We start from the raw sequence: 22096 nt of genomic DNA, 5'->3' as shown, positions 1-22096 counted from the left end.
TCCTTTCCACGCCGGTGGGCGTGTCACTTCGTCTCCTGGGCCGCCAAATTTCATGCCCGACGCCGCACGCCCGGCTGGGCGGTCGGCGTCGGGGCTCACGCGCTCGCTCCTCGGACATCCCTAGATGTCGAGGAACCGCACGTCCTTGGCGTTGCGCTGGATGAACGTACGGCGGGACTCGACGTCCTCGCCCATGAGCACCGAGAAGATCTCGTCGGCCGCGGCCGCGTCGTCCATGGTCACCTGCAGCAGCGTCCGGTGGTCCGGGTCCATCGTGGTGTCCCAGAGCTCGGAATAGTCCATCTCACCCAGGCCCTTGTAGCGCTGGATGCCGTTGTCCTTGGGGATCCGCTTGCCCTGCGCGGCGCCGGCCTCGAGGAACGCGTCGCGCTCCCGGTCCGAGTACACGTAGTCGTGCGGGGCGTTGCTCCACTTGATCCGGTACAGCGGCGGCTGCGCGAGGTACACGTGACCATGCTCGATGAGCGGGCGCATGTAGCGGAACAGCAGGGTGAGCAGCAGGGTGCAGATGTGCTGGCCGTCGACGTCGGCGTCGGCCATGAGCACGATCTTGTGGTACTTGAGCTTCGAGAGGTCGAAGTCCTCGCCGATACCCGTGCCGAACGAGGTGATCAGCGCCTGCACCTCGGCGTTGGAGAGCGCCTTGTCGAGCCGCGCGCGCTCCACGTTCAGGATCTTGCCGCGCAGCGGGAGGATCGCCTGGTTGTGCGGGTTGCGCCCGCGCACCGCGGAACCGCCGGCCGAGTCACCCTCGACGACGTAGATCTCGCACTCGTCGGGGAAGCGCGACTGGCAGTCCCTGAGCTTGCCCGGCATACCGCCGCCGTTCAGGACACCCTTGCGGCGGGTCGCCTCGCGCGCCTTGCGCGCCGCGATGCGGGCCTGCGAGGCGGAGATCGCCTTGCGGATGACGTCACGTGCCTCGTTCGGATGAGCGTCGAACCAGTCGACGAGCTGCTCGCGCACCACGCGCTGCACAAAGGTCTTGGCCTCCGTGTTGCCCAGCTTCGTCTTGGTCTGCCCCTCGAACTGCGGCTCACCGAGCTTCACGGAGATGACGGCGGTGAGGCCCTCGCGGATGTCGTCACCCGTGAGGTTCTCGTCCTTCTCCTTGATGATGTTCTTGTCCCGCGCGTAGCTGTTGACCAGCGTGGTCATGGCAGCGCGGAAACCCTCTTCGTGCGTCCCGCCCTCGGTGGTCGAGATCGTGTTCGCGAACGTGTGCACCGACTCGCTGTAGGCGCTGGTCCACTGCAGCGCGATCTCGACGGCGATCTTGCGCTCCGTGTCCTCGCTCTCGAACCAGATCACGTCCGGGTGGACGAGCTCCACCCGCTTCGCGGAGTTGAGGTGGTGCACGTAGTCCATCAGGCCGTTCTCGTACTTGAACGTGACGGTGCGCCAGGCGTCCGACTCCGAGCCGGGCTCTTGCCCGTCGGTCGACGGCTTGCTCTCGGCAGCGACCACGTCGTCCGCGGCGGCCTCGCGCTCGACACCGGTCACCTCGTCGGTGGCGGAGGAATGACCCGCACGCTCGTCGGTGAGCGTGATCTTCAGGCCCTTGTTGAGGAACGCGTACTGCTGAAACCGGGCACGGAGCGTCTCGAAGTCGTACTCGGTGGTCTCGAAGATCGTCCCGTCGGCCCAGAACGTCTGGGTGGTCCCGGTGCCCTCGTCGGGACCCAGCGGCTCCAGCCGGTCGACGCCGGTGACCGGGGTGCCGCCGTCGGCGTACTCCTGGCGCCAGTTGTACCCGTCGCGGCGTACCTCGGAGACGAAGCGGTAGCTCAGTGCGTTGACCACGGACATACCGACACCGTGCAGCCCGCCGGAGACGGCGTAGCCGCCGCCGCCGAACTTGCCGCCGGCGTGCAGGATCGTCATGACGACCTCGAGCGTCGGCTTGCCCTCGGTGGGGTGCATCGCGACCGGGATGCCTCGACCGTCGTCGGTGACGCGTACGCCACCGTCAGCCAGGAGCCGTATGTCGATCTCTGTGGCGTGGCCCGCAAGGGCTTCATCCACAGCGTTATCCACAATCTCGGTCACCAGGTGGTGGAGCCCACGCTCACCGGTCGATCCGATATACATGCCCGGTCGCTTACGAACGGCCTCGAGACCTTCCAGGACTGTGATGTTCCCGGCGTCGTAGCCGCCGTCGATTCGCTCTGTCACGGGCGGGGTTGCTCCTCGTCTTTCAGGCACACGATGTGCACGACGACGGACGTACCAGCGGCTGCACGAGCGGCTCGGACCCACAAGGGTCCATGCCGTGCTCGGGTGCTGACGTACGATCCGACGGCTCGTCGGTGCTCAGCGTTCCGGGCCTCAGGACGATCCTGGGACCCGGCGCGGTTGACCCCCTCATACTACCTTCTGAGCGGCGAAAACCCGGGATCTGAGGCCGTTTGTAGCCACTCCTCCACAACCTTTCTCCACAGGGTGATTTTTGCGCTCCTGGAGGGGTTCCCGACCGGCCCTCGGACCCCGGATCTGGGTGCTGTCCGAGCGCTCGGGAGAGGGTTCGCACGAGTCGTCGGCCGTGGCTCGTGGAAAGGCGCGGTCCGACCACCGTGAGACGCATGTTCGAGCACCGTCCGGGAGGTGTCGACACCGTCCGGCCACCGCATGTTCGTCACGCCTCCACCGACACGACGCTGCGAAAGTCTGCGAAGCGTCACGCTCTGGCCAATCGAAGGTCAGAAACTTTTCGCGCAGAAGGTGACATTTCGTTGATTTGTCGTTTTCTGCTCTAATAGCGCCGACCGGTCATATGCGCAACTCGCGCACACACTTCGAAGGGCTTACAGAGTGAAGAAGCTTCTCGCCGGCGGAACCCTCGCCGTACTGGCGTTCGGTGGCATGGTCGCCTCGGCCGCGCCCGCGTCCGCCCACACCCCGAACGTCTCCGCCGACTGCGGGTTCGTGAACGTGGACCTCAAGTACTACTACGGGGCCACCGTCACGGTCGTCATCGACGGCGAGACCGTTGAGGAAACCAAGTTCACCGATGGCTTCCAGGGCCACTACGACGGGCTCGCGCTCGATGCAGCGCACGAGTGGACCGTCACCGTCGATGCTCACGACAACGACAAGTACGACTGGTCGGACTCGGGCTCGATCGGCGCCTGCGAGACGACCCCGCCCGCCGAGGTCGTCTCGCCGGTCATGCCTGAGGTCGTCTCCGGCTGTGCCGCGAGCCTCGACGACGTCACGCTGCCGCCGAACACCGAGGCGATCACGTATTCCAAGACCGACGCCGGTGTCGTCGCCACCCTCAACTCCGACGACTACGTCTTCCCCGAGGACCTCGGGGCCTACCAGCCCCAGGCCGACGGTACGGCGCTGCTCCCGGTCGAGCTCATCGTCTTCGAGGAAGAGTGCGCGGAGCCGACACCTGAGCCCACGCCCGTGCCCTCCGAGCCGGTCGTCGAGCCCACCGACGACGCGTCGGTCCCGCCGGCCACCGAGCCGTCCCCGTCGGCCAGCCCTGCTGCTGAGAAGCCGGACGAGCTGGCCGCTACCGGTGCGACCGTCGGTGGCGCCATCGCGTTCGCCGCACTTCTCGCCGCCGGTGGCGTCGCCCTGGTCTGGGCCCGCAAGCGCATGCAGAACGCGTGACCGAATAGCTACTGGCTGACGCTACGGCCCAGCTGATCCAAGAAGGGCCCTCGGCTTCCGGCCGGGGGCCCTTCTTGCTCGTGCTGCCGGCCGGATACGAGCAGCACCCGGCCCAAGGGGTACGGCTCAGCCCCAGGTGTCCCGCGGACCCGGGCCGCGTACGGACCGCGGGCCCTTGCGGAACCCGGGGCCGGCCGGACCGAGCACGGTGACCTCCTCGACCACGCCCTCGCCGATCTCCTCGGCCATGCGCCTGCGCAGCGTGGGCACGAGCAGCCGGAGCTGGGTCGCCCACGCCGTCGAGTCCGCGCGAACCACGAGCACCTTGTCCTCGAAGGTCTCCGGTGTGCAGTGATCGGCGATCTCGGGACCCACCACCTCGCGCCACCGGCCCATCACCCCGCCCACCGAAACGTCCTCGGTCCAGCCCTTCTCGCGCAGCAGCCGGCCGACGAGCGCGCCGAGCAGCTGGGGGTCGCGGGCTCCTGGGCCCGATCCGCTCGACCGCGGTTCAGCCAGGGGGGACCTGCGTGACGGCGACCCGGGCCGCAGACCACGTGCTCGAGCCGCGGCCTTGGCCCGGTTCAGAGCGGCGCGCGCCACCTCGGAGGGCGGCGTCAAAGGGGGCTCAGAGTTATCCACAGGCCCCTGTGGAGAGTTGTCAGTCACGAGTCACCGTCCCGGGTTCCACGTGAAACCGTACGCCGTTGAGGACAGCGGGAATGTCCTCGGCCACGGCTGCCGTCACAAGCACCTGGCGAGCCGGTAGCACCAGGTCGGCGAGCCGTTGCCTCCGCCTGACGTCGAGCTCGGCGAACACGTCGTCGAGGATCAGTACGGGATCAGCATCAGTGCCGAAATCCGGGTCCCAGAAAGCGGGTGAATCCGCCGAATTCTGCGGATCTCCGCCGAGGAGTCGGAATGATGCGAGGCGCAGCGCGAGCGCGAACGACCAGGACTCGCCGTGGCTCGCGTAGCCCTTGGCCGGCAACCCGCCGAGCGTCAGGATGAGGTCGTCACGGTGCGGGCCGACGAGGCTCACTCCCCGCTCCAGCTCCTGCGGTCGCGCTGTGACCAGGGCCTCCAGCAGCAGGTCGCGCAGCCGTCCCACGTCGGCAAAGTTATCCCCAGGCCCTGTGGACAACCCCGGTGGATTACCCGTCGAGAGGGCAGGGAGCGATGACCGGTACGCGATCTCCGCATCGCTGTCGGCATCGCTCACCTGCTCGTACGCGGCGGCGACCGCCGGCCGCAGCACCTCGACCAGCTGGATCCGCAGCGACAGGATCTCCGCGCCGAGCTCGGCGAGCCGTGCATCCCAGACGTCCAGAGTCGCAAGCTCTGCCGCAGCGCTCTCTGCTCGCGACGAGCCACCAGACCTTCGTGACGACCGGGCCGACTTGAGCAGTGCGGAACGCTGCCTGAGCACCCGCTCGTAGTCCGAGAGCACCGCGGACACCCTCGGCATCATCAGGACGAGCAGCTGGTCCATGAACCGCCGTCGGCCGTCCGGCTCTCCCTTGACCAAGGAGAGGTCCTCCGGCGCGAAGAGCACCGTGCGCAACACCCCCAGCACATCCCGAGCCCGCACCGCCTGGCCACGGTTGATACGCGCGCGGTTCGCCTTGCCCTGGGTGATCTCCAACTCGACGGTGCTCGCCCGGTCCCCGCGGACGATCCGCGTCCGCACGACGGCGCGGTCGGCGCCCGACCGGATGAGCGGCGCGTCGGTGGCGACCCGGTGCGAACCGAGCGTCGCGACATAGCCGATCGCCTCGACGAGGTTGGTCTTGCCCCGGCCGTTGCGCCCTACGAACGCGTTGACCCCGGGTTCGAGCTCCACGTCGGCCGAGGCATACGACCGGAAGTCCAGCAGGGAGAGGTGGGAGACGTACATCGGTAGGAGATCGTACGTCCCGCGCGCTACTCGGCCGACTTCACCGCGTGCCCACCGAACTGCTGACGCAGCGCGGCCACCGCCTTCATGGCAGGCGACTGCTCCTGGCGGGAGGCGAAGCGGGCGAACAGCGCAGCGGAGATGACGGGCAGCGGAACTGCCATGTCGATTCCCTCGTCCACGGTCCACCGGCCCTCGCCGGAGTCGTCGACCCAGTCGTCCAGCAGGGCGAGCTTCGGGTCCTGCTCGAGCGCCTTGACCATGAGGTCGAGCAGCCAGGAGCGCACGACGGTGCCGCGGCTCCACGCCTTCATCGTGCCGTGCACGTCGGTGATGATGTCGGACTTGGCCGCGAGCAGCTCGTAACCCTCGGCGTACGCCTGCATGAGGCCGTACTCGATGCCGTTGTGGACCATCTTGGCGTAGTGACCGGCGCCGACGCCGCCCGCGTGGACGAAGCCCTCCTCGCGGGGGCCCTCCGGGCGCAGCGCGTCGAAGACCGGCATGACCGACTCGACGTCGGCGGCAGCGCCTCCGACCATCAGGCCGTAGCCGTTCTCCAGCCCCCAGACGCCACCGCTCACACCGACATCGAGGTAGCCGATGCCGTTCTTGGCGAGCTCGGCGGCACGCTCCTGGTCCTCGACGTAGTGCGAGTTGCCGCCCTCGATCACGATGTCGCCCTCGTTGAGGATCTCAGCGAGTTGGTCGAGCACACCGCGCGTCGGCTCTCCGGCGGGAACCATCACCCAGACGACCCGCTTGTCCTTCGGAAGGGCGGCCGCCAGGTCTGCGAGCGTCGGGACGTCCGAGACCTCCGGCCGCGGGTCGAACCCGGTGACTTCGATGCCGCCCTTGCGCAGGCGGGACCGCATGTTGTTGCCCATCTTGCCCAGGCCGACCAGGCCGATGTGGGTGACCATGTGCGTGCTTCCTCCAGGGTCGATCAACGGACTCGCTCGTGGCGGCCGTCCTTGGTGCAGGCTGGCTGTCCAGACTGACGGTTGTGGGCTGTGGACAACGGGGCCGTCCGCTGGAGAGCCCCGAGCCGTCAGCCCGTGAAGCGGATCGGGACCAGCAGGTACCGGTAGGCGGAGTCGTCCTCGCCGTCCAGGCTGCCCTGACCTGTGAACTCGACCGGCTTGTTGGGGTGCGTGAACGAGAGCCGGACGAAGTCGGTGCCCAGCGCACCGAGCCCGTCGAGCAGGAACTGCGGGTTGAACGCCACAGCGATGTCCTCGCCCACCAGCACCGCCTCCAGCGCCTCGGATGCCTGAGCGTCGTCACCGTGGCCGGCGTCGAGCACGACCTGGCCGTCACTGAACGAGAGACGGATCGGCGTGTTGCGCTCCGCGACCAGGCTCACGCGCTTGGCGGCCTCGATCAGGGGCGCTGTCGCGACCACGGCATGGATCGGCGTGCTGTCCGGGAAGAGCCGGCGAACGGCCGGGTAGTCGCCCTCGACGAGCTGCGAGGTCGTCTGGCGGCCGCCGGCCTCGAAACCCACAAGGTCGAGACCCTGGCCTGTGGACAACCCGACGTTCACGAGCCCACCCGAGCCGAGCGACTTTGCGACGTCGTTCAGCGTGCGAGCTCGGATGAGGGCCACTGCGGAGAAGCCCGGGGTGGCTGGGGTCCAGGTGAGCTCGCGAAGCGCGAGGCGGTAGCGGTCCGTGGAGAGCAGCGTGATGCGTTCGCCCTCGATCTCCACGCGCACACCGGTCAGCAGCGGCAGCGTGTCGTCGCGGCTCGCCGCGACGGTCACCTGGGCGACGGCATGCGTGAACGCGTCGCCCGAGACCGTCCCGCTGACCTCAGGGAGGCCGGGCAGCGCGGGGTACTCGTCCACAGGCATGGTGAGGAGCGTGAACCGGCTGGCGCCGCACGTGACGACGACCTTGTTGCCCTCGAGTGCGACATCCACCGGCTTGTTGGGGAGCGCCCGGGAGATCTCGGCCAGGAGCCGGCCAGAGACGAGGACCGTGCCCGGTTCGGCGACCTCGGCGGGAATCACGGACCGCGCGGATGTCTCGTAGTCAAAGCTCGCCAGGTTGATGACGCCCTGAGCATCTGCCTCGATGCGGACGCCGGCAAGTACGGGAGCCGGCGGACGCGTGGGGAGCGTGCGAGCGGTCCACGTCACGGCATCGGCGAGGACATCGCGCTCGACCCTGAACTTCATGCCGTTGCATCTCCTCTTGTTCCTGGACTGTCGAGGGAAACCCTACGCGAGTTGCTGACCACGTGGCACTCGAGCGGCACAGGTTGTGGATGGACTTCTTCCGGGGCTTAGTACTAATGTTCGAAGAGGTGCGCCGAACGCTCGGACCGCCTTATGAAGGCGTGTGGATTCCCTCTTAGAGATAGATGTCGTAGTAGTAGTAGGGGTTGTGGATACTGGGGATATCCGGTCTTCGTGCAGGTCAGGGGCTGTTTTCTCCTGTGGAGGAGCTGTGGGCCAAACTGTGCAAGAACTGGGCACACCTGTGGACGGCCAGTTTGTGCACACAGGCTGTCCACCGATCGGGGGGTCGCCGCCCACAGAAAATGGCCCGTCGTCCACAGCCGTCCACAGGCTTGTCCCCAGGTGTGTATTGGCAGGTCAGGGTCTTGAGCCGAGTTCTGCACAGCGGGCGTGCACAGGGCTGGGGACGACCTGAGGGAAACCGCGGCAACCTGCCGTTCCGCATGTGGATAGACCTGTGGAGGTGCGGATATGCAACACCCCTGCGCACCGGTCAGGCTGTGCACAGGGGTGTGGATAGGTGCGAATAGGGGCGCGCTGTCCGATTTCGGGGCGCCGCGCGAGATCTTTCGGATCAGCCGCGCTGCTGCTGCTTGATCCGGCTCGTGAGCTCGGTGACCTGGTTGTAGGTCGAGCGACGCTCCGCCATCTGGCCCGCGATCTTCTTGTTCGCGTGCATGACGGTGGTGTGGTCACGCCCGCCGAACTGCTGGCCGATCTTGGGCAGTGACAGGTCCGTGAGCTCGCGGCACAGGTACATGGCTATCTGCCGGGCGGTCACCAGCACCCGGGACCGGGACGAGCCGCACAGGTCGTCGATGGTGAGCCCGAAGTACGCGGCGGTCTGCGCGATGACGACGGCCGGTGTGATCTCCGTGGTGTCGTCGTCGTCGGTGATCAGGTCCTTGAGGACTATCTCCGCGAGAGCCAGGTCGACCTGCTGGCGGTTGAGGTTCGCGAACGCGGTGACGCGGATCAGCGCGCCCTCGAGCTCACGGATGTTCGTCGAGATGCGCGAGCCGATGTAGGAGAGGACGTCCGCCGGCACGTCCAGGTGCTCGCTCGCTGCCTTCTTCCGCATGATCGCGATGCGGGTCTCGAGGTCAGGGGGCTGGACATCGGTGATGAGGCCCCACTCGAAGCGGGAGCGCAGGCGGTCCTCGAAGCCGTTGAGCTGCTTCGGGGGGACGTCGGACGTGATGACTACCTGCTTGTTGGCGTTGTGCAGCGCGTTGAAGGTGTGGAAGAACTCCTCCATCGTCTGTTCCTTGCCCTGCAGGAACTGGATGTCGTCGATGAGGAGCACGTCGACGTCGCGGTACCGGCGCTGGAACGCACCCGCCTTGCCCTCACCGATGCTGTTGATGAAGTCGTTGGTGAACTCCTCGGAGTTCACGTACCGCACCCGGATGTGCGGGTACAGGTTGTGGACGTAGTGCCCGATGGCGTGCATCAGGTGCGTCTTGCCCAGTCCCGAGTCGCCGTAGATGAAGAGCGGGTTGTACGCCTTGGCGGGTGCCTCGGCCACGGCGACGGCGGCCGCGTGGGCGAACCGGTTGGAGGAACCGATGACGAACGTCTCGAAGATGTACTTCGGGTTCAGCCGGGTTGGCTCGGCCGACGGCTTCGGCGCTGGCTGCGGAGCGATAGGCATCTGCGCCTGCTCGGGCTCCGGCGGCTCGTGCTCGAGCGAGAGAGTGGCCGGCCCTGAGATCTGCGAGGGTCCGGCGAGCGTCCGGCTGCTCAGCTCGGGATCCACGGTGATGCCGAAGCGCACGTCCCGGCCGAGCACTGAAGACATCGCGGACACGAGGTCGTCGCGGACCGCGGTCTCCAGATAGGTACGTGTCTGTTCGTGAGGGACGGCGATGAAGACCATGTCGTCCAGCACTGCCATCGGCTTGGCCAGGCGGATGAAGGCGAGCTGCCGGGGGCTCATATCGGGCCGGGCCTCGAGTGCCGTCAGGGTCTGTGCCCAGACGTCACCGATGTTCTCGTCCGGGTTGGCCACTGGCTTTCCTTCGTCTTGTGCGCGGGGTCCTGCGAGTGCTGGGGGTGTCTTGGAGTCTGCCATGATGGAGCACCGCCCACACAGTTGTCCACAGGTTGTGGATTGCCAGGATCGCCGCTGGACAGGTGGTACAGGGGCAGGTCACAGAGCCGCCCACGCGGCCCGTCGCGACCCCCGATGTGGCGCGTCCGACACGCACGATCTCGCCGTTCTGGTTTGACCCGGAGGGCATGGGCGGCGTAACGTCATATAGCCGTTCCTGGTACTTCTGCGCGCCCACATACGGATTCGGGTCACGTCCTTCGACGTCGGCCACGACCAGTGGAGCGGGCCCCGGGGTCGGCTAGGCCAATCGCTGTATGGATCGGCCAACTTTCACTGCATCGTCGAGGACAGACGGTGTGCCTACCCCGACGTTCTTGGAGTACCTCGTGAGCAAGCGGACCTTCCAGCCGAACACCCGCCGGCGTGCAAAGACCCACGGTTTCCGGCTGCGCATGCGCACCCGCGCCGGCCGCGCCATCCTGGCGGACCGTCGCCGCAAGGGTCGCGCCGAGCTCTCAGCCTGAGCCATGTTGCCCGCGGCGCACCGACTGCGCCGTTCCGTCGACTTTGAGCGGACGGTGCGCCGCGGCACGCGTGCAGGTCGATCGACCGTGGTGGTTCACCTCCTGGTACCAGACGAAAATGTCTCGGACCCAGGATCGGGAACTCCACAGGTCGGTTTTGTCGTTTCCAAGGCTGTGGGCAACTCCGTGCAGCGCAATCTGGTGAAGCGTCGGCTCCGCGCTGCCGCGGCCGAGCAGCTCTCGGCCCTGCCGAGCACTGCTCGAGCTGTCGTGCGCGCACTTCCGCCGTCGTCGGCCGCAACGTATGCGGATCTTGAACGTGACCTCGACTCCTGCTTGCGTCGTGCGGTCGCACGCGCCACCGGAGACGGGAAGAGATGACCACCGCCCCCGCACCCGAGGGTGAGGCGCCGCCGCGCGAGCCCTCGTTGATCGGCAGGCTCCCGGTGACCCTCCTCGTGGGGATGGTGCGCTTCTACCAGGCGTTCATCAGCCCGATGAGCCCCCCGAGCTGTAAGTACTACCCGTCCTGTTCGCAGTACACCCTGATCGCCCTGCGGCGTCACGGTGTAGTGCGCGGGCTGGGTCTCGCGCTGTGGCGCCTGCTGCGGTGCAACCCGTGGAGTCTCGGTGGCGTCGACGACGTGCCGCCCGTGCGCGGCGCGCACACCCACGCCGAGGGCTGACCTGCCCCGGCCCCTGTCGCCGGCACGACACCCGCAGCCACTGCAGACTTTGCGTCACCGACTCTGGAGCTTCTTGACCGATGGACTTCTTCGCTTTCCTCTACCCGATCGAATGGGTCGTGGCCTGGATCATCTACGGGTCGCACTGGCTCTTCACGACGCTCGGCATGTCGGCAGGTCCTGGTACGGCGTGGGTCCTGTCGATCGTCGCTCTGGTGATCGTCATCCGCATCGTGCTGATCCCGCTCTTCTTCAAGCAGATCAAGGCTTCGCGCGGGATGCAGATGATCCAGCCCGAGCTGCAGGCCGTGCAGAAGAAGTACAAGGGCAAGACCGACCCGGCGTCTCGCGAGAACATGACGCGAGAGACCATGGAGCTGTACCGGAAGCACGGGACCAACCCGTTCGCGTCCTGCATGCCGATCCTGCTGCAGTCGCCGATCTTCTTCGCGCTGTTCCGCGTGCTGAACGGTCTGAAGGCGATCTCAGAGGGCAATGCCGATCCCATCGGACCGATCACCCGGGACGTCGCTGGTGACATCGAGTCGTCGACCCTGTTCGGTGCGCAGCTGAGCGACGTCTTCCTGCAGACCGACTCGATGGTCTCCCGCGTCGTCGTCATCGCGCTGATCGTCGCGATGAGCGTCACGACCTTCACGACGCAGCGCCAGCTCACGATGAAGAACATGCCCCCGTCGGCCCTTGAGGGTCCGATGGCGCAGACGCAGAAGCTCATGCTCTACATGCTGCCGATCGTCTTCGCGATCTCGGGCGTGAACTTCCCCGTCGGTGTCCTCATCTACTGGACGGTGACCAACCTCTGGTCGATGGGTCAGCAGTACTACACGATCAAGCGCATGCCGACGCCTGGTTCCATCGCAGAGAAGCAGATGAAGGAGCGCCAGGCCGCGAAGGCTGCCAAGCGTGCCGCCAAGTCGGGCGCGGTCATCGAGGACGCGACCCCCGTGGTGGAGCAGCCCAAGAGCGGTCAGCGTGTGCAGCCCAAGCGCAAGGACAGGCAGAAGGGCGCGGTGCCTCCGCGTCCCGCCGTCGCGCAGTCGGCGCCGCAGGACGCCACCCCCGAGACGGCGCCTGAGGCGGCTCCTGAGACGACACCTGAGCCGGCCCCGGGGAAGCAGTCTAGCTCCAAGCCCAAGCCGAGCGGCACGACGTCGGCGAAGCAGCCGGGCTCGAAGCCGAAGCCGTCCGGCACGACGCCCGGGTCGACCCCGGCCGCGTCGAGCAAGCGCAAGCAGAAGAAGTAGGAGGAAGGCACGATGAACGCGAGCACAGGTACGGCTACACCCGATCCCGAGGCTCCGGTCGTGGATCCCGAGGACCGGACCAAGCGCCTCGAAGAAGAGGGCGAGATCGCAGCCGACTACCTCGAGGAGTTCCTCGACATCGCGGACCTCGACGGCGACATCGACCTCGACATCAAGCACGACCGCGCCGCGGTCGAGGTGGTGGCTGACGACCCCAAGTCGCTGGCACACCTCATCGGCAGCGAAGGCGAGGTGCTCGACGCGATGCAGGAGCTCACGCGCCTGGCTGTGCAGACCCGCACAGGGGAGCGCAGCCGGCTGATGCTCGACATAGGCGGCTACCGGGCCGCTCGTCGCGTCGACCTCACGCGTGTCGCGGAGGTTGCGGTGGAGCAGGTGCGGAGCTCTGGCGAGGAGGTCGAGCTCGAGCCGCTCAATGCGTTTGAGCGCAAGGTAGTGCACGATGCGGTAGCGGCTGCCGGGCTGGTCAGCGACTCGCGTGGAGTCGAGCCCGAGCGATACGTGGTGGTCCAGCCGGCGGGGACGCCGGCAGCGGTCACCGACTGAACTATCGGCCTCGACCGAGGGCCGGTGTGCGTCCCGAGGACGTGCGCCGGCCCTCGGTGTGTTTGGCTACTTTCGACAGCGACTGGAGGACGAGACGTGGAGGGTTCGGACGTGGCGGCACAGGAGATGCCTGGCGAGGACACTGTGGTGCCCGACGGCGACACGATCGGCACGAGCGACAGCGTCAAGGCGTTCCTGGGCGATGCGTACGACGGCGTCGCGCACTACGCGGAGATGCTCCGTGACCAGGGTGAGCTCCGTGGTCTGATCGGGCCTCGCGAGGTGCCACGTATCTGGGAGCGGCACATCCTGAACTCCGCTGCGCTCGTTCCATACCTTCCGACGTCCGGGTCAGTGGCCGACATCGGATCTGGGGCAGGGCTGCCAGGCGTGGTGCTCGCGGTGATGCGCCCGCAGCTCGAGGTGATCCTGGTCGAGCCGATGGAGCGACGGACGACGTGGCTGTCCGAGGTGGTGGCCGAGCTCGGACTGACGAACGTCCAGGTGAAGCGCGGGCGGGCGGAGGAGTACCACGGGGCGCTCGAGGTCGACGCCGTGACGTCCCGGGCGGTGGCCGCACTTTCCAAGCTGGTCCGGTTGAGCATGCCGCTCGTTCGGGTGGGCGGGGAGATGGTGATCCTCAAGGGGCGCAGCGTCGCGGAGGAGGTCGACCCGGCACGGAAGGTCCTGCGGAAGTACGGGGCGGGCGACCCGGACATTCTTGAGGGCTCCACGGTCGAGGGCGTGGAGTCCACGACGATCGTGCGCGTACGTCGGGGGAAGTAGTCCTCGCGAGGAAGATGTTTCACGTGAAACGGGAGCGGCTGCCTGAGGGTGGCCGCTCCCGCTTTGGTTGAGAACCTGGGCGGGAGATTATCTCGTTCGAGGACTGTCGGGCGTTGGGGTTCAAGTCCCCCTCCGGACAGTCTTTGGGATGACACCGGGCAAGGGCGCTGACTGAGGACTGACCATCATGACCGACGGGCCGGGCCGCGACTTCCCGAGCACGTCGGCTCGTTTCACGTGAAACGGAAGCAGTGCTGGAGGTCGTATCGGCGGTGGCTCTCGCCAGGCGGCGAAAGCGGAGGGCCAAGACGTCAACGGCGTGGACAGACTCGGAGGGGCGATTCCTCGGATGTGCGGAGGCAGATGGCTGTGGGCTAGCGGCAACCTCGACGGGGGAGGAGCGAGCGGGCGGCGTCTGGCCGGCGACGATGGGGATCCGGTTGGGGACCGCTCCGACGGTCTGTTTCACGTGAAACCAGACCGGGCGGATCGTCTGCGACGCCGGATCGTACTTCGGGCACCTTTCGGACTCGGAGTGGCCGAAACGCATCGCCTGACGCTGAGCGAGCCCGAACGTCGACAAAGAGTGGATCTGATCACCCTGAGGTCGGCGTTTCGACGGAGCTGAACAGGCCGCCGACCTTAGCGTTACTCGGGTGTGCTTCTTCAGACGAAAGTCCAAGCGAGTAGCGGCAGCCAAGTCCGTTGCGGCGCCGGCTGCCGCCACAACGGCGCCCGACTCGTCCGCTTCCGAACCGGGCCCCGTTCTGGAGGAGCCCGCGACAGAGGGCGCGCGGTCGGCGGCTATGGCGTCGTCACCGGCGGCGAGCTTCACTGTGCTTGCCGACCGCCCGGAGTCGGAGGACAGCAGTGGGCAGCAGGAGGCAGTTCCGGTGAGTGATGGCGCCCTGACCGACGCCCCGGTCGAGCGCGTTGCTCCCTCGGGATCTCCTGAATTCCAGGATGGTGTCCCGGCACGCGCTGACAGTGAATCGAGAACTGGCTCCGTCGATGACGCCGCAGGCTTCGTCACCACCGAGCCTGCCACCCCCCGGCCCGAGGGCGACACCGCAGACGTCACCATCGAGAGCCTCGGAGCACCGGAGCCTCATGCGGATGGAACCGAGCGCGGCGATCCGGAGGTGGATGAACCTCCGACAGCGGCGCCGTCGACCGCCGGCGCCGAGAACCACGAGGCGACGCCCATCTCGTCCGAGGACATGGCGCCGTCCCAGCCTGAGATCGCAGGCAACGTGCCGCGGGATCAGGTCTGGGGCCAGGACCGTCCTGGCGATGAGAGCAAGAGCGTCGCTGCGCTGAGCGAGCTGATCGAGTCCGTGACGATGCCCGCTTCCGGGACCGAAGATCAGGAACCAGACATGACCGCTGTGACGGAGTCCGCCGAACCGACCAAAGTGCTGGAGCGTGCCGCGGACCCGGGCACGACCGAGTGGGGGACCGACGCGGCACCCACCGACGTCGATCCCGATCAGATGGAAGAGCTGCCGTCAGATCGGCCTGTCCCGGCGGACGCGATCCGCCGAGCGAGTGAAGCTCTCGACGCTGCGGTGAACGCTGCGCCTGCAGTCCTCGGACCGCCCACGCCGGTCGACGATGACGAGTCGGTGGTTCTCGTGGACGCGGAATTCACACATTTCGACGGAGAAACAGAGCCGGAGTCCGGGCCAGAAGGCGTAGCCAGCGATTACAGTGGCCGCGTGACGGATCCGATTCCTGTGCAGAGCCTCTCCGCTCCCGGTGTTTCACGTGAAACACCCGGGTCGGCGCAGACGCCCAATGGCACGCAGCAGCCCACGGGCGGCCCGCACGGTGGCGATGACGAGCGTCGGTCAGCCCTCATCGCAACCGTTCCGGCCGTTGACGATACGACGCCTGTCGCCGCCGAGCTCGCGATGGACGCTCGCCGACGTATTGAACTGCAAGGGCGTAAGTTCCCGCGCCCAGCCAAGACGCGGATCATCACGGTGGCCAATCAGAAGGGCGGCGTCGGCAAGACGACTACGACGGTGAACGTCGCCGCGGGCCTGGCCCAGTCCGGCCTGAACGTGCTGGTCATCGACAACGACCCGCAGGGAAACGCCTCCACGGCTCTCGGCATCGAGCACCGTGCGGGGACGCCCTCGGTGTACGAGATTCTCGTGGAGGGAGAGTCGCTGGCCAGCACGATCCAGCAGTGCCCCGACGTCCCGAACCTCTGGGGTGTTCCGGCGACGATCGACCTCTCGGGTTCCGAGATCGAGCTCGTGTCCCTCGTTTCACGTGAAACAAGGCTCCGGAAGGCGATCGACAAGTACCTTGCCGACCGCGTCGCTGCCGGCGAGGAACGGATCGACTACGTCCTCATCGACTGCCCGCCGAGCCTGGGACTCCTCACGGTCAACGCGTTCGTGGCAGGCCGCGAGGTCTTCATACCGATCCAGTGCGAGTACTACGCCCTTGAGGGCCTGAGCCAGCTGCTCAAGACCATCGACCTGATCCGCTCCCACCTCAATCCAGAGCTGCGCGTCTCGTCGATACTGCTCACCATGTACGACGGTCGAACCAACCTTGCGCAGCAGGTTGCGGGCGAGGTCCGCTCGCACTTTCCGGCCGAGACGTTCAAGACGACGATCCCGCGGTCGGTGCGTATCTCCGAGGCCCCAAGCTACGGCCAGACGGTGATGACCTACGACGCGACATCTACGGGTGCGCTGGCGTACCTTCAGGCATCCCGTGAACTGGCCGAGCGCGGCCAGGGTGGTTCGAGCCCGCGTCGTGCGATGCAGGCGGAGCCGGTCGGAGCACAGGACTGATGGTGCGCAGTGAAGCACGGGACGCGACGCGGACCGTGGCGATGGAGAAGATGCCTGTCCGCGCTGGGCGCGAGACCGGAACCGACGAGGAGACACGATGAGTGCGAAGCGACGCGGGCTCGGGCGGGGCCTGGGCGCCCTGATCCCGACGGGTCCCGAGCCGGATGAGCTTGGTGCCGGAACAGGGCCGGGCGAGTCCGACGGCGCCGAGTACGCATTGGGGGGTTCGGTAGCGACCGTCGTGGAAGAGCGCCCGTCACCGGCGCTGGACGCGACGGACGAGGTGCCGGTGAGCACCATCTCTGTGGACACCGCCTCGGCGGAGCCGTTGGCGGAGAAGAAGGCCGCCAAGAACAGCGGCCCTCGACCGAGCACCATGAACTGGGACTCCGCGATCGCCAGCGGCCGACTCTCGGTCGCGAACGAGGCCGCGGAGGGTGGTGGTGCGTCCGCCCTCGACGACACGTTCTTCAGCCGTGAGGAGGGCGAGACGTCCTCTGTTTCACGTGAAACAGGGGACCTCCTTCCGGTTCCGGGCGCGCGTTTCGCCGAGCTGCCCGTCACGTCGATTCGACCGAACACCTGGCAGCCCCGCACGGTCTTCGACGAGGGAGACCTCGACGAGCTGGTCGAGTCGATCAGGGAGATCGGTGTCCTCCAGCCGATCGTCGTCCGTCCGGACAAGGAACACCCGGGTGAGTACGAGCTCATCATGGGCGAGCGGCGCTGGCGAGCGACGCAGGCGGCCCAGCTCGAGACCATCCCGGCGATCGTTCGGGAGACCGACGACGGCGACATGCTCCGTGACGCGCTCCTGGAGAACCTGCACCGCTCGGACCTGAACCCGCTCGAGGAGGCCGCGGCCTACCGGCAGCTCCTCGATGACTTCGGCTGCACGCACGAAGAGCTTGCGAACCGGATCGCGCGTAGCCGTCCCCAGATCTCGAACACGCTTCGTCTGCTCAGGCTGCCTCCGCTGGTACAGCGACGTGTCGCCGCGGGGGTGCTCTCGGCCGGACATGCTCGCGCACTCCTCGGCCTGAGCGACGGTGCGGAGATCGAACGACTCGCTCAGCGCATCGTGTCGGAAGGACTCTCGGTGCGGGCGACCGAGGAGATCGTCATGCTGACGGAGTCCGACGGCAGCGGCAGCAAGACCCGCAAGGCGCCGCGAGCCGGCACCCGCAGCGAAGCGGTGGACGAGCTGGCGACCCGGCTCTCCGACCGGTTCGAGACCAGGGTCAAAGTGGCGCTCGGCAAGACCAAGGGCCGCATGACCGTCGAGTTCGCCTCGGTCGAAGACCTCAACCGGATCCTCAATGTGATGGCTCCCGAGGAGCGCGGTCTTCTGAAGCCGCCCTCTGGCGCCTGACCCGCCGCAGCGCGACCGCGGAGGCGGTAGCCGCACAGAAAGACGCTGGGCCGGTATCTCTCACGGGGAGATACCGGCCCAGCGTCGCTTCAGCGGTGGGCGCTGTTGTCAGCGCACCGGAGCCAGCGTCGTGTCGACTATCTCGCGGTACAGCGCCGCGACGTCGCGACCGCTCGCGGCGATCGCCTGGGGCAGGACCGACATCTCTGTCATGCCCGGCGCGACGCTGACCTCGAGGATCTGGGCGGTGCCCGAGGCGTCGAGGATCAGGTCGGTGCGGGACAGGTGACGCAGGTGCAGAGCCTGGTGGGCGCGCACCGCGACGTCGGACACCAGGGTGGTCTGGGCCGGCGTGAGGCGAGCGGGTGCGAAGAACTCGGCCTCGCCGGCGACGTAGCGAGCGGCGTAGTCGTAGCCGCCGTCGGCGACTATTTCCACAGCCGGCAGCGCCTCCGGCCCGCCGGGCCCGTCGATCACGCTGACGGCCAGCTCGATGCCGATGATCGCCTGCTCGATGAGTGCTGTCTCGCCGTACGCGAAGCACTCCACCATCGCTCGCGGCAGGTCTTCCGCCCGGGTCACGACGGTGACGCCGAGCGCGGAGCCGCCCTCTGTCGGCTTGACCACGAGGGGCAGCCCCAGCCGCCGCACCACCGTGTCGAGCACCGGCTGCGCCCCGAGGTCCCGGAAGAGGCTCTGGGGGAGTGTCACGTAGTCGGGCGTCGAGAGGCCCGCGTCGAGGAGGGCCGCCTTCGAGATCGGCTTGTTCCACGCCGCACGGCTGGCGCGCGGGCCGGTGCCCACGTACTGCAGGCCGAGCATGTCGAGCACATCGCGCACCGAGCCGTCTTCACCGGAAGTGCCGTGCAGCAGCGGCCAGACGACGTCGGGCCGGGCATCGCGGAGGAACGCCAGGAGGTCGGCGTCGACATCGTGCAGCACGACCTCCAGACCGGTGGAGCGCAGCGCCTCCGCGACCCGACGCCCTGACCGGAGCGAGACGTCCCGCTCGTGCGACAGTCCGCCGGCGAGGATGACCACCAGCGGAGGGTTGTCCGCGGAATCGGGCCCGGCAGGGCGCTTGGGCAAGTCAACGGCGGCGCCGGCGGACGTCGGAGCGGACGGAGCAGGGGCGGAACTGGTCATCGAGAGACTCACTCGGTTGTGATCGACGGGTCAGCTGCCATCGTGCCAGACAGCCCGATCTTCGGGGTGGCCCGCACTTGCGACGTCGGGCACGACGTCATGCCAGGTTCGGAGCCGGGGCTTCGACGTCGTCCGTGTCGGGGTCGGGGCGCGCCGCGGTGCCGAAGATCCGCACCAGCTCGGCCTCACCGTTGACGACGCCGGCCAGCCGGCGCACACCCTCACGGATACGCTCCGGCGTGGGGAAGCAGAACGACAGCCGCATGTGGTCGGAGCCGCTCCCGTCGTAGTAGAACGCCGTGCCGGGGACGTACGCCACGCGCGCGGTGACGGCCCGGGGAAGCATGGCGCGGGAGTCGAGGCCCTCCGGCAGCCGCACCCATACGAAGAACCCGCCCTTCGGCACGTTCCACGACGCGCTCGGGAGATGTTCGCCGAGCGCGCCCACCAGAGCGTCGCGCCGTTCGCGATACAGCTCGCGGTAGGCCTTGATCTGCGCCTTCCAGTCGCATGTCTCGAGGTACGTCGCCACGGCGAGCTGCGAGGCGTTGGAGGGAGACAGGACCGCCGACTCGCTCGCCAGGACCAGCTTGTCGCGCACGGCGTGCGGTGCGATCACGAACCCGACGCGGTATCCAGGGGCGAACGTCTTGGAGAACGAACCCAGGTACAGCACGCCGTCGCTGTCGTAGGAGCGCAACGCGGGCAGGGGCTCCTCGTCGAAGCCGAGCAGACCGTACGGGTTGTCCTCGACGACGAGGACGCCGTGCCGGCGGCAGATCTCCAGCAGCTGCGGGCGACGCTCGGCGGAGAGCGAGACACCCGCAGGGTTCTGGAACGTCGGGACCGTGTAGAGGAACTTCACGCGGCGGCCCTCGGCCGCGAGGCGGGTCAGCGTCGCGTCCAGCTCCGCGGGGACGAGCCCGTCGGCATCGAGCGGCACCTGGACGACGTCGGCCTGGTAGGACCGGAACACGCCGAGCGCTCCGACGTAGGACGGCGCCTCGGCGATGACGACGTCACCCGGGTCGATGAAGATGCGGGTCACCAGGTCGAGCGCGGACTGCGAGCCGGTGGTGACGACGACGTCGTCAGGGTGGGCTGAGACACCTTCGAGCGCGACGACCTGCGTGATGTGCTCACGCAGGCTCTCTTCGCCCTGACCGGAGCCGTACTGCAGGGCAGTGGTTCCCTTGGTGGCTATGAGCCGCTGCATGGTGTCCGCGATGACGTCGAGGGGGAGACCCTCGAGGTACGGCATCCCACCCGCGAGCGACACGACCTCGGGACGGTTCGCGACCGAGAAGAGTGCTCGGATCTCCGAGGCTCGCATGCCGTGCGCCCGCGCCGCGTACGCGCCGAACCACGGGTCGAGGCGGTTTCCGGCGGTCTCGGGAAGCTCGTTCACGCGGCCCAGTCTCGCACGGGGGTGGTGTGGGGCAGAGTGCCCGTCCGTGGCGAAACGGTGAGACTACGCGGCCTGCGACGACAAAGAGCGCGTGTCCCGAGCCCCCCGATGACGGCATCGGGCGAGACGGACACGCGCTCTTCGGCGCGGTGCACGCGGGGTCAGCCCGCGAGGACCTCGTCGATCTCCTCGGTCAGCGCGCGCTTGGGGCGGGCACCGATGATCGACTTGACGACCTCACCGCCCTTGTAGACGTTGAGCGTCGGGATCGACACGATGCCGTAGTCCATGGCGGTCTGGCGGTTCTCGTCGGTGTCGATCTTGACGATCTTGATCTTGCCCTCGTACTCCTCCGACAGTTCCTCGAGGATCGGCGCCACCATGCGGCACGGGCCGCACCAGGTTGCCCAGAAGTCGACGAAGACAGGAATGTCAGAGTCGAGGACCTCGGTCTTGAAGGTGTCGTCGGTGACCTTGATGGTGCTCATCCAGCATCTCCTTGTTCGTGGCCCATGGGGGGGGCCGAGAGGGGCGGGGGCGGTGGGAACCGGCCGGGAGATCAGTCGTTCAGCGAGTCGAGGAAGGCCTGAGCGTCGAGCGCCGCGGAGCAGCCCGACCCGGCGGCCGTGATCGCCTGGCGGTAGGTGTGGTCGACGGCGTCACCGCAGGCGAAGACACCGGGAAGGTTGGTCCGAGTGCTCCGACCCTCGACGAGGATGTAGCCGTTCTCGTCCAGGTCGACCTGGCCCTTGACCAGGTCGGTACGGGGCTCGTGACCGATCGCGACGAACAGGCCGGTCGCGTCCAGGTCCCGGATCTCGCCGGTGACCGTGTCGCGCAGGCTGATGCCCGAGACCTTGCTGTCACCGGAGATACCGGCGACCTCGCTGTTCCAGGCGAACTCGATCTTCGGGTCCGCGAGGGCACGCTCGGCCATGATCTTCGAGGCGCGCAGGTCGTCGCGACGGTGCACGACGGTGACCTTGGACGCGAACCGGGTGAGGAACGTGGCCTCCTCCATCGCGGAGTCACCACCACCCACCACTGCGATGTCCTGGTCACGGAAGAAGAAGCCGTCGCAGGTCGCGCACCACGAGACGCCGCGCCCGGAGAGGCGCTTCTCGTCGGAGATGCCCAGCTCGCGGTACGCGGATCCGGTGGCGAGGATGACGGCGCGGGCGCGGTAGGTGTCGCCGCCGCCGGTCACGACGGTCTTGACGTCACCGGACAGCTCGACCTGCTCGGCGTCGTCCCAGATGACCTTGGCGCCGAACTTCTCGGCCTGCTCGCGCATGGCCTCCATCATGTCGGGACCCTGGATCCCGGCAGGGAAGCCGGGGAAGTTCTCGACCTCGGTGGTGTTCATGAGTGCGCCACCGGCAGTGACCGAGCCCGCGATGACAACGGGCGCAAAACCCGCGCGCGCCGCGTAGATGGCAGCGGTATATCCCGCGGGGCCGGACCCCACGATGACGACGTCGAGCACGGGGGCGTCGGTGGTCCCGGCAGCCGCAGCGGTGGTCTGTTCGGTCAAGGTGTTCTCCTCGAGTTCCATGGGCACACGCCATAACACGCGACCGTGTCCTAGTGTTCCAGGCCAGGCCATCTGTGGCGCCATCGCGAGCGTGAACCTCGCCACACAACATCGACATTCTTCGATGGACCACCGGACCCACGTGCTGAGACGCC

19 protein-coding genes are annotated in these 22096 nt (G+C 67.6%); 9 read left to right on the top strand and 10 right to left on the bottom strand.

Annotated features, from left to right (window positions below; all coding sequences use genetic code 11):
• Positions 1-120: 120 nt before the first annotated feature.
• Complete coding sequence (gene gyrB, locus AB0F70_RS12140) at positions 121-2196, bottom strand: DNA topoisomerase (ATP-hydrolyzing) subunit B (protein WP_357448164.1); 2076 nt, start codon at positions 2194-2196, stop codon at positions 121-123.
• A 636-nt stretch (positions 2197-2832) separates the two neighbouring features.
• On the opposite strand from gyrB, the gene AB0F70_RS12135 reads away from it, so the two are divergent.
• Positions 2833-3642, top strand: a complete 810-nt coding sequence (locus AB0F70_RS12135; protein ID WP_357448162.1) for a hypothetical protein — start codon at positions 2833-2835, stop codon at positions 3640-3642.
• 126 nt (positions 3643-3768) lie between these two features.
• Here AB0F70_RS12135 and AB0F70_RS12130 read toward each other — a convergent pair whose 3' ends face one another.
• From AB0F70_RS12130 to dnaA, 5 genes are all read right to left on the bottom strand, one after another.
• Complete coding sequence (locus AB0F70_RS12130) at positions 3769-4263, bottom strand: DciA family protein (RefSeq protein WP_357448160.1); 495 nt, start codon at positions 4261-4263, stop codon at positions 3769-3771.
• Positions 4264-4303: 40 nt separating this feature from the next.
• A complete protein-coding gene (gene recF / locus AB0F70_RS12125) occupies positions 4304-5539 on the bottom strand; it encodes a DNA replication/repair protein RecF (RefSeq protein WP_357448158.1) in 1236 nt (411 codons plus the stop codon).
• Positions 5540-5565: 26 nt separating this feature from the next.
• Entirely contained in the window at positions 5566-6462 is an 897-nt protein-coding gene (gnd, locus tag AB0F70_RS12120; RefSeq protein WP_357448156.1) for a phosphogluconate dehydrogenase (NAD(+)-dependent, decarboxylating), read from the bottom strand.
• A gap of 128 nt (positions 6463-6590) precedes the next feature.
• Entirely contained in the window at positions 6591-7721 is a 1131-nt protein-coding gene (gene dnaN, locus AB0F70_RS12115) for a DNA polymerase III subunit beta (RefSeq protein ID WP_357448154.1), read from the bottom strand.
• A gap of 637 nt (positions 7722-8358) precedes the next feature.
• The gene (dnaA, locus tag AB0F70_RS12110) at positions 8359-9795 is read right to left on the bottom strand and encodes a chromosomal replication initiator protein DnaA (RefSeq protein WP_357448152.1); all 1437 of its coding nucleotides are present in this window, start codon (positions 9793-9795) and stop codon (positions 8359-8361) included.
• A gap of 431 nt (positions 9796-10226) precedes the next feature.
• Between dnaA and rpmH the strand changes: the two genes are divergently transcribed.
• From rpmH to AB0F70_RS12070, 8 genes are all read left to right on the top strand, one after another.
• Positions 10227-10364 carry a 50S ribosomal protein L34 gene (gene rpmH, locus AB0F70_RS12105; RefSeq protein WP_108493057.1) on the top strand — a complete coding sequence of 46 codons (138 nt, stop codon included), beginning with the start codon at positions 10227-10229 and terminating at the stop codon, positions 10362-10364.
• A 3-nt stretch (positions 10365-10367) separates the two neighbouring features.
• On the top strand, positions 10368-10745 hold the full coding sequence (gene rnpA, locus AB0F70_RS12100) for a ribonuclease P protein component (RefSeq protein ID WP_357448150.1): 378 nt from the start codon (positions 10368-10370) through the stop codon (positions 10743-10745).
• Positions 10742-11050, top strand: coding sequence for a membrane protein insertion efficiency factor YidD (gene yidD / locus AB0F70_RS12095; protein ID WP_357448148.1), 309 nt, complete (start codon positions 10742-10744; stop codon positions 11048-11050). Before rnpA ends, yidD begins: the two co-directional genes overlap by 4 nt.
• Before the next feature lie 80 nt (positions 11051-11130).
• Positions 11131-12315: a membrane protein insertase YidC gene (yidC, locus tag AB0F70_RS12090; RefSeq protein WP_357448146.1), complete on the top strand. Its 1185-nt coding sequence runs from the start codon at positions 11131-11133 to the stop codon at positions 12313-12315.
• Positions 12316-12327: 12 nt separating this feature from the next.
• Positions 12328-12882 carry a R3H domain-containing nucleic acid-binding protein gene (locus tag AB0F70_RS12085; protein WP_357448144.1) on the top strand — a complete coding sequence of 185 codons (555 nt, stop codon included), beginning with the start codon at positions 12328-12330 and terminating at the stop codon, positions 12880-12882.
• Positions 12883-12993: 111 nt separating this feature from the next.
• Positions 12994-13668, top strand: a complete 675-nt coding sequence (rsmG, locus tag AB0F70_RS12080; RefSeq protein ID WP_357448142.1) for a 16S rRNA (guanine(527)-N(7))-methyltransferase RsmG — start codon at positions 12994-12996, stop codon at positions 13666-13668.
• An 893-nt stretch (positions 13669-14561) separates the two neighbouring features.
• On the top strand, positions 14562-16481 hold the full coding sequence (locus AB0F70_RS12075) for an AAA family ATPase (protein WP_357448140.1): 1920 nt from the start codon (positions 14562-14564) through the stop codon (positions 16479-16481).
• A 97-nt stretch (positions 16482-16578) separates the two neighbouring features.
• The gene (locus tag AB0F70_RS12070) at positions 16579-17853 is read left to right on the top strand and encodes a ParB/RepB/Spo0J family partition protein (RefSeq protein WP_357448138.1); all 1275 of its coding nucleotides are present in this window, start codon (positions 16579-16581) and stop codon (positions 17851-17853) included.
• Positions 17854-17961: 108 nt separating this feature from the next.
• Here AB0F70_RS12070 and AB0F70_RS12065 read toward each other — a convergent pair whose 3' ends face one another.
• The 4 genes from AB0F70_RS12065 to trxB all read right to left on the bottom strand — a co-directional run bounded on the left by AB0F70_RS12065 (position 17962) and on the right by trxB (position 21962).
• Positions 17962-18894, bottom strand: a complete 933-nt coding sequence (locus tag AB0F70_RS12065) for a D-alanine--D-alanine ligase (protein WP_357448136.1) — start codon at positions 18892-18894, stop codon at positions 17962-17964.
• 202 nt (positions 18895-19096) lie between these two features.
• Positions 19097-20332 (bottom strand): PLP-dependent aminotransferase family protein, encoded by a 1236-nt coding sequence (locus AB0F70_RS12060; protein WP_357448358.1) that lies wholly within the window; start codon positions 20330-20332, stop codon positions 19097-19099.
• Between the two features lie 236 nt (positions 20333-20568).
• The gene (trxA, locus tag AB0F70_RS12055) at positions 20569-20895 is read right to left on the bottom strand and encodes a thioredoxin (RefSeq protein ID WP_357448134.1); all 327 of its coding nucleotides are present in this window, start codon (positions 20893-20895) and stop codon (positions 20569-20571) included.
• Positions 20896-20966: 71 nt separating this feature from the next.
• Positions 20967-21962, bottom strand: a complete 996-nt coding sequence (trxB, locus tag AB0F70_RS12050; RefSeq protein WP_357448131.1) for a thioredoxin-disulfide reductase — start codon at positions 21960-21962, stop codon at positions 20967-20969.
• Positions 21963-22096 lie beyond the last annotated feature (134 nt).

It is taken from the genome of Promicromonospora sp. NPDC023805, assembly GCF_040639635.1.
Taxonomy (GTDB): Bacteria; Actinomycetota; Actinomycetes; order Actinomycetales; family Cellulomonadaceae; genus Promicromonospora.
This window is presented reverse-complemented; position numbering and strand designations above follow the sequence as displayed.

Coding starts and splice junctions, on each gene's coding strand:
- AB0F70_RS12070 (WP_357448138.1), top strand. CDS start 16,579: ATGAGTGCGAAGCGACGCGGGCTCGGGCGGGGCCTGGGCGCCCTGATC.
- trxA (WP_357448134.1), bottom strand. CDS start 20,895: ATGAGCACCATCAAGGTCACCGACGACACCTTCAAGACCGAGGTCCTC.
- AB0F70_RS12085 (WP_357448144.1), top strand. CDS start 12,328: ATGAACGCGAGCACAGGTACGGCTACACCCGATCCCGAGGCTCCGGTC.
- dnaN (WP_357448154.1), bottom strand. CDS start 7,721: ATGAAGTTCAGGGTCGAGCGCGATGTCCTCGCCGATGCCGTGACGTGG.
- recF (WP_357448158.1), bottom strand. CDS start 5,539: ATGTACGTCTCCCACCTCTCCCTGCTGGACTTCCGGTCGTATGCCTCG.
- rnpA (WP_357448150.1), top strand. CDS start 10,368: ATGTTGCCCGCGGCGCACCGACTGCGCCGTTCCGTCGACTTTGAGCGG.
- AB0F70_RS12060 (WP_357448358.1), bottom strand. CDS start 20,332: ATGCGAGCCTCGGAGATCCGAGCACTCTTCTCGGTCGCGAACCGTCCC.
- yidD (WP_357448148.1), top strand. CDS start 10,742: ATGACCACCGCCCCCGCACCCGAGGGTGAGGCGCCGCCGCGCGAGCCC.
- yidC (WP_357448146.1), top strand. CDS start 11,131: ATGGACTTCTTCGCTTTCCTCTACCCGATCGAATGGGTCGTGGCCTGG.
- gnd (WP_357448156.1), bottom strand. CDS start 6,462: ATGGTCACCCACATCGGCCTGGTCGGCCTGGGCAAGATGGGCAACAAC.
- trxB (WP_357448131.1), bottom strand. CDS start 21,962: ATGGAACTCGAGGAGAACACCTTGACCGAACAGACCACCGCTGCGGCT.